The sequence below is a fragment of the Ideonella sp. genome (assembly GCF_036277275.1).
Taxonomy (GTDB): Bacteria; Pseudomonadota; Gammaproteobacteria; order Burkholderiales; family Burkholderiaceae_C; genus Ideonella.
In genome coordinates this window covers 1-15,041 of sequence record NZ_DASUNH010000087.1, presented here as the reverse complement: position 1 = coordinate 15,041, position 15,041 = coordinate 1, and the positions used below count along the sequence as shown (strand labels likewise).

19 protein-coding genes are annotated in these 15,041 nt (G+C 66.8%); 3 read left to right on the top strand and 16 right to left on the bottom strand.

Translation table 11 applies throughout. The annotated features are described in order from the left end of the window. The first annotated feature begins 2 nt into the window (after positions 1–2). Positions 3–452 carry a nitrate reductase cytochrome c-type subunit gene (locus VFY73_RS15010; RefSeq protein WP_329720212.1) on the top strand — a complete coding sequence of 150 codons (450 nt, stop codon included), beginning with the start codon at positions 3–5 and terminating at the stop codon, positions 450–452. 12 nt (positions 453–464) lie between these two features. Beyond that, entirely contained in the window at positions 465–1,130 is a 666-nt protein-coding gene (locus VFY73_RS15005; protein WP_414654465.1) for a cytochrome c3 family protein, read from the top strand. Positions 1,131–1,238: 108 nt separating this feature from the next. Here the strand turns inward: VFY73_RS15005 and VFY73_RS15000 are convergent, their stop codons facing one another. From VFY73_RS15000 to fliF, 14 genes are all read right to left on the bottom strand, one after another. Beyond that, entirely contained in the window at positions 1,239–1,478 is a 240-nt protein-coding gene (locus VFY73_RS15000) for a hypothetical protein (protein ID WP_329720096.1), read from the bottom strand. A 154-nt stretch (positions 1,479–1,632) separates the two neighbouring features. Continuing rightward, positions 1,633–2,394, bottom strand: a complete 762-nt coding sequence (fliR, locus tag VFY73_RS14995) for a flagellar biosynthetic protein FliR (RefSeq protein ID WP_329720094.1) — start codon at positions 2,392–2,394, stop codon at positions 1,633–1,635. Between the two features lie 88 nt (positions 2,395–2,482). Next, positions 2,483–2,752 carry a flagellar biosynthesis protein FliQ gene (gene fliQ, locus VFY73_RS14990; RefSeq protein WP_329720092.1) on the bottom strand — a complete coding sequence of 90 codons (270 nt, stop codon included), beginning with the start codon at positions 2,750–2,752 and terminating at the stop codon, positions 2,483–2,485. 98 nt (positions 2,753–2,850) lie between these two features. Beyond that, positions 2,851–3,582: a flagellar type III secretion system pore protein FliP gene (gene fliP / locus VFY73_RS14985; protein ID WP_329720208.1), complete on the bottom strand. Its 732-nt coding sequence runs from the start codon at positions 3,580–3,582 to the stop codon at positions 2,851–2,853. Between the two features lie 44 nt (positions 3,583–3,626). Beyond that, complete coding sequence (gene fliO / locus VFY73_RS14980; RefSeq protein ID WP_329720090.1) at positions 3,627–3,989, bottom strand: flagellar biosynthetic protein FliO; 363 nt, start codon at positions 3,987–3,989, stop codon at positions 3,627–3,629. A 25-nt stretch (positions 3,990–4,014) separates the two neighbouring features. Then, on the bottom strand, positions 4,015–4,437 hold the full coding sequence (fliN, locus tag VFY73_RS14975) for a flagellar motor switch protein FliN (protein ID WP_329720088.1): 423 nt from the start codon (positions 4,435–4,437) through the stop codon (positions 4,015–4,017). Positions 4,438–4,448: 11 nt separating this feature from the next. Next, positions 4,449–5,453 (bottom strand): flagellar motor switch protein FliM, encoded by a 1,005-nt coding sequence (gene fliM / locus VFY73_RS14970; RefSeq protein WP_329720086.1) that lies wholly within the window; start codon positions 5,451–5,453, stop codon positions 4,449–4,451. Between the two features lie 59 nt (positions 5,454–5,512). Next, positions 5,513–6,148, bottom strand: coding sequence for a flagellar basal body-associated FliL family protein (locus tag VFY73_RS14965; protein ID WP_329720084.1), 636 nt, complete (start codon positions 6,146–6,148; stop codon positions 5,513–5,515). Positions 6,149–6,404: 256 nt separating this feature from the next. Next, the gene (locus VFY73_RS14960; protein WP_329720082.1) at positions 6,405–7,556 is read right to left on the bottom strand and encodes a flagellar hook-length control protein FliK; all 1,152 of its coding nucleotides are present in this window, start codon (positions 7,554–7,556) and stop codon (positions 6,405–6,407) included. A 44-nt stretch (positions 7,557–7,600) separates the two neighbouring features. Further along, positions 7,601–8,059 (bottom strand): flagellar export protein FliJ, encoded by a 459-nt coding sequence (gene fliJ, locus VFY73_RS14955; RefSeq protein WP_329720080.1) that lies wholly within the window; start codon positions 8,057–8,059, stop codon positions 7,601–7,603. A 29-nt stretch (positions 8,060–8,088) separates the two neighbouring features. Beyond that, positions 8,089–9,495, bottom strand: a complete 1,407-nt coding sequence (gene fliI, locus VFY73_RS14950) for a flagellar protein export ATPase FliI (protein WP_329720078.1) — start codon at positions 9,493–9,495, stop codon at positions 8,089–8,091. Positions 9,496–9,565: 70 nt separating this feature from the next. Continuing rightward, positions 9,566–10,360, bottom strand: a complete 795-nt coding sequence (locus tag VFY73_RS14945; RefSeq protein ID WP_329720076.1) for a FliH/SctL family protein — start codon at positions 10,358–10,360, stop codon at positions 9,566–9,568. Beyond that, positions 10,347–11,354: a flagellar motor switch protein FliG gene (gene fliG, locus VFY73_RS14940; RefSeq protein ID WP_329720074.1), complete on the bottom strand. Its 1,008-nt coding sequence runs from the start codon at positions 11,352–11,354 to the stop codon at positions 10,347–10,349. The genes VFY73_RS14945 and fliG overlap by 14 nt, the downstream gene beginning before the upstream one ends. Before the next feature lie 12 nt (positions 11,355–11,366). Further along, the gene (gene fliF, locus VFY73_RS14935; protein ID WP_329720072.1) at positions 11,367–13,049 is read right to left on the bottom strand and encodes a flagellar basal-body MS-ring/collar protein FliF; all 1,683 of its coding nucleotides are present in this window, start codon (positions 13,047–13,049) and stop codon (positions 11,367–11,369) included. A 215-nt stretch (positions 13,050–13,264) separates the two neighbouring features. Here fliF and fliE point away from each other — a divergent pair, with 215 nt between their 5' ends. Continuing rightward, complete coding sequence (gene fliE, locus VFY73_RS14930) at positions 13,265–13,597, top strand: flagellar hook-basal body complex protein FliE (RefSeq protein WP_414654464.1); 333 nt, start codon at positions 13,265–13,267, stop codon at positions 13,595–13,597. Between the two features lie 309 nt (positions 13,598–13,906). Here fliE and VFY73_RS14925 read toward each other — a convergent pair whose 3' ends face one another. Continuing rightward, positions 13,907–14,668: a flagellar brake protein gene (locus VFY73_RS14925; protein WP_329720070.1), complete on the bottom strand. Its 762-nt coding sequence runs from the start codon at positions 14,666–14,668 to the stop codon at positions 13,907–13,909. 117 nt (positions 14,669–14,785) lie between these two features. Further along, a partial coding sequence (locus VFY73_RS14920) for a flagellar protein FliT (RefSeq protein WP_329720068.1) occupies positions 14,786–15,041 on the bottom strand: 256 nt, incomplete at its 5' end.

Below are 15,041 nucleotides of genomic sequence, written 5' to 3'. Positions count from 1 at the left end.
CCATGCTACTGGCCATGACACTGCTCGGCCTGCATGCGCCGGCCGTGCCTGACGTGATCGACGCGATGCGTGGTGCCGTTCCGATCATCGAAGAAGCCAGCCCGCCGCGCCTGGGCAACGCCGTCAACGACGACAACCGGCTCCAGCGCAACTACCGCTACCAGCCGCCGGTCATCCCACACCGGGTGGACGGCTACCAGATCGACAAGAACTTCAACAAGTGCCTGGACTGCCACGCTCGCGCGAAGACGCCGTTTTCGCAGGCGATCCCTGTCAGCGACACGCACTACATCGATCGCAGCGGCAAGGTGCTGGGCCAGATCTCGACGCGCCGCTACTTCTGCCTGCAGTGCCACGTTGCGCAGGAGCCGGTTCCCCCCCTGGTCGGCAACGACTTCAAGGGTGACCCCGCTGCCGATCTGGCGTCTCCCTCCGACCTCCCGAAGCAATAGGAAAGGCCGGACATGCTGCTGGACCGCATCAAGCGCTACTGGCGAGTCGTTTCGAGGCCGAGCGTCCACTACAGCCTCGGGTTCCTGACCGTGGGCGGCTTCATCGGCGGCATCATCTTCTGGGGCGGCTTCAACACGGCCATGGAAGCCACCAACAGCGAAGCGTTCTGCACGGGCTGCCACGAGATGCGCGACAACGTGTTCGTCGAGTTGAAGTCGACGATCCACTACACCAACCGATCGGGCGTGCGCGCGGTCTGCTCGGACTGTCACGTCCCCCACGAGTGGACCAGCAAGGTGGCGCGCAAGATGCAAGCCTCCAAGGAGGTCTGGGGCAAGATTTTCGGCACCATCGACACCCAGGAAAAGTTTCGCGCGACGCGGCTGGAACTTGCCCAACACGAATGGGCCCGCCTGAAGGCCAACGACTCGCTCGAATGCCGCAACTGCCACCAGTACGCGAGCATGGACTTCACCCGGCAAAGCGTGCGGGCCCAGAACATGCACTCGACCTACCTGGCGAACAAGGAAAAGACCTGCATCGACTGCCACAAGGGCATCGCGCACCAGTTGCCCTACATTCCGCCGGGCGACGCCCCCACCGACACCCCTGGCCAGGTCGTCCCCCAACCGGGCATCGGCGCCGCGGCGCCCGTGGCGAGCGCTGCGGGCGGTTAGCTCGCCAACGGGCAGGTTGCCAGCAGCGCGGCTGCGGCCCGTTGGCCGATCGCCGCGCCGCCGGTGACCTCGTTGCCTGCGTTTTTCTCGTTGTCCGGAGTCTGAACCTCAGTGCGCCACCACGGCCGGCACCGAGAACTCTCTACCCACCACAGCCCGCGCGTAAAAGTAGTTCGCCCTGGCCCGGTCGCTCAGCTCGTCGAGGTGAACGTCGCCGGAAGGATCACAAGGAAAGCTCAGTCCCCGGCCTTCGTGGAACAGCGACATGAAGCGCAATTCGTAACCGGAGCCGGCGTGGGGGGCCAGCGTGGCTTGCTTCGCCAGGACAGCATTCGGGTTCGGGTTCATGACGTGCTCCTCGTATCCGTGGTCGTCTTGAGCGACTGATACGCAGCGCGGGCCTGTTTGGAGGCAGCAGCGCGATGCATTCAACGCCCTTATCCACTAATACGGAAAGCGTGGGCAGTTCAGGACATCGGAGACATCGCAGAGCGCCAATACTTCACTGGAATGGCGCCAGCATGCGTTCGAGCGTCGCGATGAACGGGGTTTCCATCAGCGGCAGGATGAACAGCAGGCTCGCCAGCCCGATGCCCATCGTGATCGGGAAGCCGATCGAGAAGATGTGGGTCTGCGGTGCGATGCGGGAGATGACCCCCAGCACCACGTTGACGAACATCATGATCGCGACCAGCGGCAACGCGATCCACAGGCCCATCTTGAACACCTCGGCGCCCCATTGGTGCGGCATCGTCGCGGTCAGGAAGGCAAAGGGCTCCGGGCCGACTGGAAACGCCGTCAGGCTCTGCACCACCACGGCGATCACCGTCAGGTGGCCGTTGACGACGATGAACAGGAAGGCGACCAGCGTGCCGAAGAAGCGGCTGACGGCGGTCGACTGGGTGGCCGTCAGCGGGTCGAAGAAGCCTGCGAAGTTCATGCCCATCTGCAGACCGGCGATCTCGCCGGCGAACTCCACCGTGGCGAAAACGATGCGCACCGCAAAGCCGAGCGACAGGCCGATCAGCAGTTGCTGGACCACCAGCAGCACGGCATCGGCCGAATCCAGTGGCACCGGCGCGATCGGCGGCGCCACGTTGCCGGCGCACACCGCCACCAGGAAGGCCAGCGCCACCCGCACGCGCATCGGCACCAGGCGCTGGCCCAGGATGGGCATGGCCTGGAACAGCGCCAGCACACGCAGGAAAGGCCACAGCACCGGCGTGATCCACGCCAGCAGCTGAGCCTCGGTGAGGGTGATCATCGAAAGCGGAGCCCAGCCGGCGCCGGGTCGCCCCAAGGCGGCTGGGCACCCCTGCGGGGGGTGGTCGCGGAGCGACCGGGGACAGACATCAGCCGGCTGCGGAAGGAATGGCCAACAGCATGTTGCGCAGGTAGTCGACCAGCGTGGACATCATCCACGGGCCGGCGACCGCGATCACCGCGACGGCCGCGATCAGCTTGGGCACGAAGCTCAGCGTGGCCTCGTTGATCTGCGTGGCGGCCTGAAAGATGCTGACCAGCACGCCGACGATCAGGATCACCAGCAGCATCGGCGCCGACACGGTGAGCAGCATCATCAGGCCCTGCTGGCCGTAGGTGAAGACTTGGGCGGAATCCATATCGACGATTGATGGTGAGTAACTCAGGCCTCGACGGGCCGCTCCCTAGGGGCCGGATCCCCTCGGGGGACCGGCGCCGAAGGCGACGTAGGGCCTTGCTACGTGGCGAAACTGGCGGCAAGTGAGCCGAGCAGCAGGTTCCAGCCATCGGCCAGCACGAACAGCATCAGCTTGAACGGCAGTGCCACCAGCACCGGCGACAACATCATCATCCCCAGGCTCATCAGCACGCTGGCCACGATCATGTCGATGATCAGGAAAGGCACAAAGATCAAAAAACCGATCTGGAAGGCGCTTTTCAACTCACTGGTCACGAACGCCGGCACCAGCACCTTGAACGGCACGTCCTCGCCCTTGACCGACGGATCCAGCTTGGCCAGCTTGGCGAACAGCTGCACGTCGGACTGGCGCGTCTGCTTCAGCATGAACTCGCGCATCGGCAGCTCGCCGCGCTTGAGCGCTTCGTCGAACGCGATCTGGTTCGCCGCGTACGGCACCCAGGCGTTGGCGTAGACCTTGTCGATCGTCGGCGACATCACGAAAAAGGTCAGGAACAGCGACAGCCCGACGATCACCTGGTTCGGCGGCGCGGCCTGCGTGCCCAGCGCCTGGCGCAGCAGGCCCAGCACGATGACGATGCGGGTGAAGCCCGTCATCAGCAGCAGCACCGCCGGCAGGAACGACAGCGCGGTGAAGAACAGCAGCGTCTGGATCGGCACCGAGTAGCTGGAGCCGCCCGCCCCCTGGCCGATGACCAGTGGCAGCGACGGGCCCGGTTGGGTCGCTTGCGCCTGCGCTTCGGCGGGCAGCAGCACGGCACCAAGCAGCATCAGTCCGCCGGCGTAAAGCACACGTTGCAGCGCGTTGGGTGCGCTCATGGCGACGAACTCCCCGTCGGGCCCTGACCCGAACGCCACTTGGCAATCAATTGGCTGACCGTCGCAGCCTGCGGCGTGCGAAGCGACGGCGGCACCTCGGCCGGCGCATCCAGCTGCGTCAGGTGGGTGATGTTGTCGGGCGTCACGCCCAGCACCAGCCAGCGCGCCGTGGCGCCCTGCCCCAGCTCGACCACCACCACCCGCTGCGAGGGCGACAGCGACAGGCTGGACACCGTGCGCATCAGCCCGTCCTGCCCCGCGCCGGCGTAGCCGGAGCGACGCAGCAGCCACAGCGCGACGGGAATCAGCGCCACCACGGCCATGAAGGCCAGCAAGGGCATCAGCGACGACGAGGTCATGCGATCAGCGTCCTTTTGAAGGAAATCATGTCCTGCTGAGGCGGCGCATGCGTTCGCTGGGCGTCACGATGTCTGTCAGGCGGATACCGAACTTGTCGTTCACCACCACCACTTCGCCCTGGGCGATCAGGAAGCCGTTGACCAGCACATCCATCGGTTCACCGGCCAGGGTTTCGAGTTCGACCACCGAGCCCTGGGCCAGCTGCAGGATATTCTTGATCGGAATCCGCGTGCGGCCCAGTTCCACGGTCAACTGGACGGGAATGTCCAGGATCATGTTCAGGTCATTGCCCGCACCGGCCACACCCGTCGGCGAGAAATTGGTGAACGACGCGGGCGAGACCTGCTCGGCCGGGGCCGCCAGCTCGCTGGCCACGTCGCCGCCGCCCTTGGACTCGGCAAGCGCCGCAGCCCAGGCATCAGCCATGTCGTCTTGGTCATTGGCCATTGCAGGCTCCTTCAGCTGGCGTTGGTGTCACCCAGCCAACCCATGTTGGAGCTGGTGAGCAATTGGTCGATCTTGATCGCATAGTGGCCGTCCGCCGTGCCGTAGTGGCAATCGAACACCGGCACCCCATCGACCTTGGCCTGGATCATCGGCAACAGGTCGAGTTCGACGAAATCCCCGGGCTTGAAGGCGAGCAACTGCTCGACCGTGGCCTGGGCGGTACCCAGCTCGGCGACCAGGTCGACTTCGGCCGACTTGATCTGTTCCTTCAACAGGTTGACCCAGCGGCGGTCCGGCTCGGACGAGTCGCCCTGGATCGACGAGTACAGCACGTCGCGGATCGGCTCGAGCGTCGAGTACGGGATGCAGAAATGGATCGTGCCCGAGGTCTCGCCGATCTCGAGCGTGAACGACGACGACACGACGATCTCGCTCGGCGTCGCGATGTTGGCGAACTGCGGCTGCATCTCCGAGCGCTGGTAGTCCAGCTCGAGCGGGTAGATGCCGTGCCAGGCGCGTCGGTACTCGGCGATGATGCAGTCGACCAGGCGCTCGATCACACGCTGCTCGGTGGCCGAGAAGTCGCGGCCTTCGATGCGGGTGTGGAACTTGCCCACGCCGCCGAACAGGGCATCGATCACGGAGAACACGATGCTCGGGTCGCACACGATCAGGCCCGAGCCGCGCAGCGGCCGCACCGAGACGATGTTGAAGTTGGTCGGCACGACGATCTCGCGCAGGAAGGCCGAGTACTTCTGGACCTTGATGCCGTTGATCGAGACTTCCGGGCTCTTGCGGATGAAATTGAACAGGCCGATGCGGATGTTGCGTGCGAACCGCTCGCCGATGATCTCCATCGTCGGCATGCGGCCGCGCACGATGCGCTCCTGGCTCGCGATGTCGTAATTGCGGATGCCACCAGTGGGCATCTCCTCCTGCTCGAGCTTCTGGCTTTCGCCGGTGATGCCCTGCAGCAGCGCGTCGACTTCGTCTTGCGAGAGGATTTGCTGGTTCATGGTGCCTCAGAGGCCGTGAGCGAAGGCGTGGTCTGCGCGCAAGGTGGCAAGGGCCGATGTCATTGAATGATGAACGACGAGAACTGCACCGACTTGATCGGCAGCTCCTTGACGTCTTCGTCTTCCGCCTTGGGCTTCTTCTTCTTTTTCTTCTTGCTCGCCGACACCTCTTCTTCGTCCGGCAGGTCGATGCCCATCGGGCGCAGCGCTTCGCGGCGCACTTCCTTGGCCAGCTCTTCCTTGCCTTCAGGCTCCATCAGTTCTTGCGAAGTCTTGTGCGCCAGCAACAGCAGCACGTTGTTGCGGATCGCCGGCATGTAGGCCTTGATCTCGTCGCCGACCGTGGCGTCGGCCACTTCGAGCGTGATGCCGACCTGGGCAAAGCGGTCGGCCTCGCGGTCAGCCAGGTTGACGACGAAGGGCTCGAGCGGCACGAACACCGGCGGCGTGCGCTTCTCGTCCTTCTTGCTGCTTTCCTTGGCGACAGCCTTGTGGCCGGTGTCGGCGCCTTCGCCGTCCTCGTCTTCCTCGGCGGCTGCGGCCTCGGCAGCGGCCTTCTTCTTCATGTAGACGACGGCACCACCCCCGCCCATCCCCAGCAACGCCACCATCGCAGCGATCAGGATGATCAGCTTTTTCTTGCCCTTCTTGGGCGCGGCTTCAGCGGCATCAGCAGTGGCTGCGGCAGCGGACATGGTGGCGGCTCCTTGCTCGGTTCAATTCGCTTGCCGTTCGGCCGCCCAAGGCAGCGCGCAAACGGGTTGCGTTCCCGAGGATTATTGAGAGCAAGCGCCGCGCGAGAAGGCGCGAATAGCGGGTGATTTATGGCCGTCCTGCCAACTGCTGGCAGGAAAGACATCTTCCGCGCCTGGTGGGTGTGCTGGTTTCGCGCGGCGGCGGTCCCAGGCGCGACCAGCGCGGCCGCTTCGAAGCGGTCGCGCGACCCGCCCTTCAGGCGACGAGGTCGATCAGCCCACGCTGGGCAGGCTGGGCGGCCGTGGCAACCGCCGCCGTGTCGCTGCCGGCGCGTGCGGGCGCCAACCAACCGGGCAGAGCAAAGGTACGCTGGGCCTGCGGATCGCCCTGGCGGGCGTGCTGGCCAGTCTGGTCGGACACGCTGCCGCCGGAAAGCGACAGGCCGACATCACCCAGCGCCTCGGCCAGTTCTGGCAGCGCTTCGGTCAGCGCAGCGCGGGTGGCAGCCACGTCGGCGCCCAGTTGCACCTCGGTGCGGCCGTCGCGCAGCGCGATGCGCACGTCGATCGGGCCCATGTCCTGCGGGTTCAGCTCCAGCGTCGCGTACTGCACGCCGTCTTTCAGCCAGGTGCTCAGCTGGGCGCCAAGTGCGGCCGGAAAGGCGGCGCTGCCCGGTGCAGGGACCAAGGTGGCCTGGGCCGGCGGCGCCTCGGGGGTGGGCGCCGGTGCGGCCGGCGCGTCGCCAGCGACCCCCAGGCTGGGCAGCGAGAACTCGGCGCCAGCCTCGGCCACCACCGCATCGGTGACCGCAGCCGTGGCCAGGTTCACCGGGGTGTTGTCCAACGTCGGCTTCAAGCCGCTGATGTCCAGCCCCTGGCCCGCTTCTGGCGCCGACGGGGCACCGAAGGCGGTGATGTGGCGTGCGTCAGCGCCGGCCTTGTCGTCCAGCGTGGGCAGCGACTTGTCCGCCGCCGCCAGGCCGTGCCGGCCGTGGCCGCTGGCTTCTGCGCCCAACTTGGCGCGCACGGCCGCCAACAGGCTCGCACCGCGCAGGGACGCCGCGAGTTCGGTCGGCGTGGCGGGTGCGTCGGTCGGCGTGGTCGTGGGGGGCGTGGCGTCGTCCACAGGGTCGCGCAATCGCTTGTGCACATCGGCGCGGTGTTCGTGCTCGGCGGGGCGCTCGGCACCGACGTCGCTGTGCTCGTCGTCGTCCGCCGTCGGCTTGGGCGAGGTGGCGGCATCGACGGCCTCGGGCTCGTCGTTGACGGCCCCTTGCAGCAGCTGGGCAAAAGACGCGCTGGCGCCGTGGCTGCTGCCGTGACCGGCCGCCGCGTCTTGCGGCGAACGGGCCCGGGCCACATGGTTGACAGGCGCGGCGGTGGGGGCGGCTGGGGCGTTCAGGCTCATGCGATGTGACCGTGGGTTCGGTGGGTCGTTCGGTTCGGCGGCGTTCAGGCGGCGGCGAAAGCCGAGCGACGCGCCCAGGCCAGGCGCTGTGCGGCTTCGTCGGTGGTTTTCTGTTCGCGGCGCTGCTCACGCAGCGCACCCGCTTGCAGGCGGCGCTCGATCAGGCGTTGCACGGTGGCCACCTTGGTCTCGCGATGGCGCAGGCGCAGGCGGGCCGCCTCGACCCGGCTGGCGGCCTGCTCGGCCACGCCCTGCTGGGCACCGATGGCTTGCTCCAGCCGCTCCACGAAGCCCTGGTAGCACTGCAGGATTTCGATCGGCGCGCACTGCGCGAATTGGGCCGCCCAGCGCTTGCGGTATTCGCCACGGTAGGTGACCAGCGACTCGGCCTGGTCACGCGCCGCGCGCTCCTGCGCCTCGGCGTTGCGCCAATCGGCCAGCGCGGCGTCGCGCTTTTCCTTTTCGCGTTCGAGCAGGGTATGCAGCAGGCTCAGGCGGTCCATGGGGGTGCTCGGTCAGGAGATCGTTCGGGTCAGGCGCCGGAGTTCAGCGCCAACAGTTGTTTGCGGCTGGCATCCAGCGACGCGCTCTCGTGCATGCCTTGTTGCAGCAATGCGGTCAGTTTCGGGTTCACCTTCACGGCAGCGTCGAGCTCGGCATCGGCGCCCGGGGTGTAAGCGCCGAGCTGGATCAGGTCACGCGCCTTGTTGAAGCGGGCCAGCCACTGGCGGGCGCGGCGCGCGCCTTCCAGGTGCTCGCGCGGTGCGACCGCGGTCATCACGCGTGAAATCGATTTTTCGACATCGATCGCCGGGAAATGGCCACTTTCGGCGAGCTCCCGCGACAGCACGATGTGGCCGTCCAGGATGCCTCGGGCCGCATCGGCGATTGGGTCTTGCGGGTCGTCGCCTTCGGTCAGCACGGTGTAGAAGGCGGTGATCGAGCCCACGCCGTTCAGGCCGTTGCCTGAGCGCTCGACCAGCTGCGGCAGCTTGGCAAAGCAGCTCGGCGGATAACCCTTGGTGGCCGGTGGCTCGCCGATGGCCAGTGCGATCTCGCGCTGGGCCATCGCGTAGCGGGTGAGCGAATCCATCAGCAGCAGCACATGCTGGCCGCGGTCGCGAAAGTGCTCGGCGATCGCGGTCGCGTAACCCGCGCCCTGCATGCGCACCAGCGGCGGCGCATCGGCTGGCGCCGCGACGACCACGGCACGGGCCAGCCCCTCGTCGCCGAGGATGTCCTCGATGAATTCCTTGACTTCGCGGCCCCGCTCGCCGATCAGCCCGACGACGATCACGTCGGCCTTGGTGTAGCGGGCCATCATGCCCAGCAGCACCGACTTGCCGACACCAGTGCCGGCAAACAAGCCGATGCGTTGGCCACGGCCGACGGTCAGCAGCGCATTGATCGCACGCACCCCCGTGTCGAGTGGCTTGCGCACCGGGTCGCGGTCCATCGCGTTGATCGGGCGGCGCACCATCGGCTCGTTGTGCACGCCGCCGATCGGGCCGCCACGGTCCATCGGCCTGCCGTGGGCATCGACGACGCGGCCGAGCAGGCCGTCACCCATCGGCAGGTGCAGGCCACGGTCTTCGCTGCGGCGAAACGGATGGTTCTCGATGCCGAAGCGCGGCGGGATCTGCGGCACCGGCAGCGGCACCACCCGCGCCCCGCTGGCCAGGCCATGCAACTCGCCGGTGGGCATGAGGTACGCCCGGTCGCCGTTGAAGCCGACCACTTCGGCCGTCACCGGCTGCTCACCCGGCGAGCCGACGGCGCAGACAGCGCCGACCGGTGCGCGCACACCAGCGGCTTCGAGCACCAGCCCGGTCACGCGCACGAGCGAGCCCTGCATCTCCAGCGGTTGCGGCAGGCTGGCGTAGTTCTTGATGTCGCCGAGGAATCGGCTCCATTTCTGGTCGCGGGCGGCGGCAGTCATAGAGCCCCCTTGGCCCTGCGGGCCGTCCCCCCGAGGGGGAGCGAGCGCCTTCGGAACGGCCGTGCAGCGCTCACAGGTCGACCTCCGCATCGCTGACTTCGTCGTTCAGCGGCTCGCTGCGGCCAAACACCGCGGCAGCCTGGGCCCAGCGCACCTCGATGCGCGCATCGACCTGGCCCAGGTCGGATTCGACGATGCAGCCACCCGGCTGCAGCGTCGCATCGCCCTGCAGCAGCACGCCACGGGCACGCAGCAGATCGGCCGCGCCGGCCTCGACCAGCGGCAGATCCTGCGGGTTCAGCCGCAGGCGCAGGTGGCGCGCCGACAGGATCACGGCGCCGATCGCGTCCTGCGCGACCTGCACGATCACATCAGGCCGTTGAGCGATCTCACTGCGCACGACCTGGCGCGCCAACATCACCGCCGTCTGCACCAGCGTGTCGGCCAACTGCGCGTCCAGCGCTTCGGTCTGGGCGTCGAACGCGGCCAGCAGCTGGCCCATCTGGGCGCTGATCTGCTGCGCGAACTGGCGCTTGGCGGCGTCGAGCGCTTCGAGCCCGTCGCGGTAGCCTTGTTGGTAGCCCTGGGTGCGCGCTTCCTCGATGCGGGCCAGCCACTCGGTGGCGGTCGGCTCGGGCGGCGCGGCAGGTGGTTGCACCGGCTCGGGCCGGGCCTGCTTGGCCTGCGGCTTGGAGCCCGCCGCCGCACCGTTGCCCCCCAGGTCGCCAAAGGCGCCCGGGGTCCAGGCGGCGTAGTCGTCGAGTTCCTCGCGCGGAATGAAACGCGAGTAGGCGCTCGCCGGCTTGTCCTTGCCGCCGGTCGGTGGCGGCACCTGCCGGATCCCGCTCGGTTTAGAGGAAGTCATCCGCGCCTCCGGAGGCCAGCACGATCTGGCCCTCATCCACCAGGCGGCGGACGATCTTCAGCAGTTCCTTCTGTTCGGCTTCGACTTCGGACACGCGCACCGGGCCGCGCGACTCGAGGTCTTCGCGCAGCGACTCGGCGGCGCGGGTCGACATGTTCTTGAACACCTTCTCGCGCAACTCCGGCGTGGCGCCCTTGAGTGCGATGACCAGCGATTCGCTCTGCACTTCCTTCAGCACCGACTGGAAGCCCTTGTCGTCGAGCTTGTTCATGTCCTCGAAGGTGAACATGTTGTCCATGATGCGTTGTGCCAGGTCGCCATCGGCTTCGCGGATGTAGTCCAGCGCCGAGGTCTCGACCGACGTGCCCATCATGTTGATGATCTCGGCCGCTGCCTTGACGCCGCCCAGCGATGCCTTCTTCAGGCGATCACCACCGGCCAGCACCTTGTTCAGCACTTCGTTCAGGTCTTTCAACGCGGCCGGCTGGATGCCGTCCAGCGTCGCGATGCGGATCAGCACCTCGTTGCGCTGGCGTTCGGTGAACGACTTCAACACGTCCGAGCTCTGGTCATGGTCCAGGTGGACCAGGATCGCGGCGACGATCTGCGGGTGTTCGTTGCGCAGCAGTTCGGCCACCGAACCGGCGTCCATCCACTTCAGGCTTTCGATGCCGGAGACGTCGGAGCCCTGCAGGATGCGGTCGATCAGCAGGTTGGCCTTGTCTTCGCCCAGCGCCTTCTTCAGCACCGCCTTGACGTACTCGTCGGTGTCGGGCACCAGGATGTGCTGCTCGGCGGCGGTGGTGGTGAAACGGTCGAGCACGGCCTCGACGCGCTCGCGCGGGATGACCTTCAGCTTGGCGATCGTCTCGCCGAGCTTCTGCACTTCTTTCGGGCCCAGGTGCTTGAAGACCTGAGCCGCTTCTTCTTCGCCGAGCGACATCAGCAGAATCGCTGCGTTCTCGATGCCCTGGTCGTCGTTGGAGGAGTTCATCTGGATGTCTCGTCAGGCCGCGGCTTCGCCATTGACCCATTCGCGCATGATGTTGGCGACGGCTGCGGGGTTGTCCTTGGCGAGTTGGCGGGCACTGTCGAGCTTGCGGTTTTCGCGCGGCGCCTCGAGCGCCGGCAGCATCGCTTCGCCGGGCAGGCCGTTGTCGTCGACCACCGCGTCGAGCTGCTTGCCGCGCTTGTCGTCCGACTTGGCATCGACGGCCACCGGCGGCCGCAACGCGGGCCGGATGACACCGAAGATCAGGCCCAGGCCGACCAGGGCCAGCGCGCCCGGCACGGCGCCGGCACGCACGAGGTCGAGAACCCACGGTTGCTTCCACAGCGGCAATTCATCCACCTTCTCGGTCACATCGGTCTGGAACGGGGCGTTGATGACGCGAACCGAGTCGCCGCGTTCCTTGTTGAAGCCGACCGCTTCCTGCACCAGTGCGGTCAGTTTTTCGAGCTCCTCGGCGCTCAACGGGATCGTTGAGGTCTTGCCCTTGGCGTCGGTCTTGCTGCGGTGGTTGACGACGACGGCCGCATTCAAGCGCTTGACGACGCCGACCGCGTTGCGCTTCATCTGCACCGTCTTGTCGACTTCGTAGTTGGTGGTCGCTTCGCGGCGACCCGAACCGCCAGTCTGCGAGCCGCCGTTGGCGGCCTGCAGCGGCGCGGCGCTGCCGTTGATCGGGGCGGCGGCCGGCGTCGGTGGCTGGTTGCTGGTCGCACCCGGCACACCGGACGGCGTTGCGCTGCCCGCATTGTTCGCCTCGCTGGTCGACTGGCTGCGCACGGCAGCCGGCTCGGTGCCCTGGTTGGGGCGGAACTGCTCGCTGGTCGACTCGACCTGCGTGAAGTCGACGTCGGCGGTGACGGTAGCGCGCAGGTTGTCGCGACCGACGACCGGCTCCAACAGGTCCGTCACGCGGGCCAGGTAGCTCTTCTCGACCTGCGCCACATACTGCAGCTGCTGTTCGTTGAGCGACTTGCCGTTGTCTTCCTCGGGGCCCGAGATCAGCGCGCCGCGCTGGTCCAGCACGCTGACCGACTTGGGGTTCAGCTCGGGCACGCTGGACGACACCAGGTGCACGATGCCCGCGGCCTGGGCACGATCAAGCTTGAAGCCGGGGTGCAGCGTCAGCATCACGCTGGCGCTGGCCTTCTGCTGTTCGCGGAAGAACCCGTTCTGGTTCGGCAGCGCCAAGTGCACCCGGGCGTCTTCAACGCCTTCGAGCTTGCTGATCGTGCGCACGAGTTCGCCCTCCAGCGCACGCTGCATGTTGGCGCGCTCCTGGCGATCGGTCTGGCCGAAACGGCTGACATCCAGAAGTTCATTGCCGACGACCGAAGCCTTGGGCATGCCCTTGGCGGCCAGCTTCATCTTGGCGTCGTACAGGCGGTCGGCCGGCACCTTGATCGCGCCGCCACCGTCCGTGTATTTGTAGGGCACGTTCATCGCGCCCAGCTCGGCGACGATCGCGCCGGCTTCCTTGTCCGGCAGGCCGGCATACAGCACGCGCCAGTCACCCTGGCTGGCCCACATGGCCATCGCGACGACCGTGGCCACCAGCGCAGCGAGCGCGACACCCAGCTTCATCTTGTTGGCGGACGGCATGGCCACGAGGCGCCCGACCAGCCCATGGGGCGGCTCGGCGGGAACCAGGGGAACGGGCACTGCGGCGGTAGCGTCCATGGGGTGTCTTTCGGGGGAGCATGAGCGGGCCACGAGGCCCTGTTCAACTTTCGTACCTGGCCATTGTTTGGCAAGCCAGCAGGTGGACAAGACGGAAGAAGCCTGAAATTCCCCCTTCAGTTCCAACCATCGCTGCCGAGCCCACCCCCTACGATTCAGTCCCAGCAAGCTCAGCGTCAATGCGTCTGCCGAGCCATCGCCGAAGGGGCCCCGCCATGGACATGAAACTCAAACCGTTCGACTTCTCGCAGGCTGTCGCCCGTGCCGGCCTGTCGCGCGATGGCATGCCGCTGGCCAAGACCCGCGCCAGCGAGGACGTCGACAAGGCCAGTTTCTCCAGCGCGATGACCGACGCCTTGAAAGCGGTGAGCAGTCAGCAGCTGAAGGCAGAACATCTGCAGCACGAGTTTCAGCTCGGCAACCCCTCGGTCAGCCTCGAAGACACGATGATCGCGATGCAGAAATCGCAGATCGGGTTCCAGGCCGCGCTCACCGTGCGCAACCGCTTCGTGCAGGCCTACACCGACGTGATGAACATGCAGGTGTAAGGCCTTGGTGGTCCCAGGCTAAGCGAGATCGAGACGCCGGGGCGCCCTGTTCCACTCATGTCTCCCGCCGCCAGTCTTTGACTGACGGCTCCTCCTCTACCTCACTCCACAGGGCACCCCGGCATCTCGATCCGGCACGGTCTTGCCCTTCCATCGCGCGACCAACCCCGCTGCCAGCTGAGGGTGCAGGGTGACTGGTGCAGCGAAGTAAAGGAGGAGCTGAGCGCCACGGGCGGTCGGCGGGGGACATGAGCGGAAACAGTCTCCCTGCGCCCTCGGCTCGCGCCAGAGCTCTGACGAGGAGGCGGCTCAGTCCAGGCTGAGCATCCGCCGACGCTTTTGCGTCTGGTCGATGTAGCGCTGCAGCATGCGCCTGGCGTCGGGATCGAGGTGCAGCAGTTCGCAGCCCAGGCGGACGCCGCGGGCGTGGGGCTGGATCGACGTGACGTGGTGCACCATCAGGGTGCCGCGCAACAGGGTGCCGGCGTCGAGCTCGAGGGTGCAATCGTTGATGTTCACGCCGGGTTCGAACATCGGCATGTCCGACGGCATGAACAGCGCGCAGCCGCCGACGCTGACGTCGAGCACACGCAGCTCGAGCATCATGTCCGGAATGGATGGGTGACGAAAGCGTGCCGTCGGCGCACTGCGTTCCAGCGTGCGCACGCGGAACGCGTTGCGGCGCTGGAAGCGGAACAGCTCGCGCGGCATCGCCGCCTGCAGCACGCAATGCTGGCGGCCATGCACCAGCATGCGGTCTGCCACGTCGAACTGCAGCTTGATCTGGTCCAGGTAGCCCACCGCGACCGCCTCGTCGGCTTCCACCAGGCGGTGCACGGCCGGTGCCATCAGGTCGGCGGCGAAGGCGATCTTGCCCTGCGCCGCGTCGACGGTCCACAGCGTGGTCGAGTAGGCCGAACCGTCGGAGCCGTTCAGGTTGATCGTCACGCTGCGGTCCATCAAGGACTTCAGCAACGACTTCACCTCCACCGGATCGCCGACGCGGAAGGATTCGACCGCCCCGGGCTGTCCCAGGGCGTCGAGCGTGGCGGGTTGGGTGTCGATCGTCATGTCAGTTGCTCATCTCGCTGCGCAGCAGGCCCAACCAATGGATTTGCGCGGATCCGGCATCTGCCGGTCCGCTGCAAAAGCCCCCTCGGGGGCAGCGACCGGAGGGAGCATGGGGGCTCAATGAAGGGTCTTGGTCTTGCCGTGCATCAGCTTGTCCAGGTCCTCGAGCCAGGGCTCGGCCAGGTGGCGGATCTCGGCGTCGTTCAGCAGGATGCGCTGCATGATGCGCGACTTCAGCTTCGATTCTTCGGCGCGCAGGCTCTTTTCCTTCGCTGCATGCTTCAGCTGTGAAATCAGCACGGCGCAAGCACCTTCGAGCTTGACGACTTCATCCCAGTTGCCGGTGCGGGCGGCTTCAAGCATGTCGGCGCTG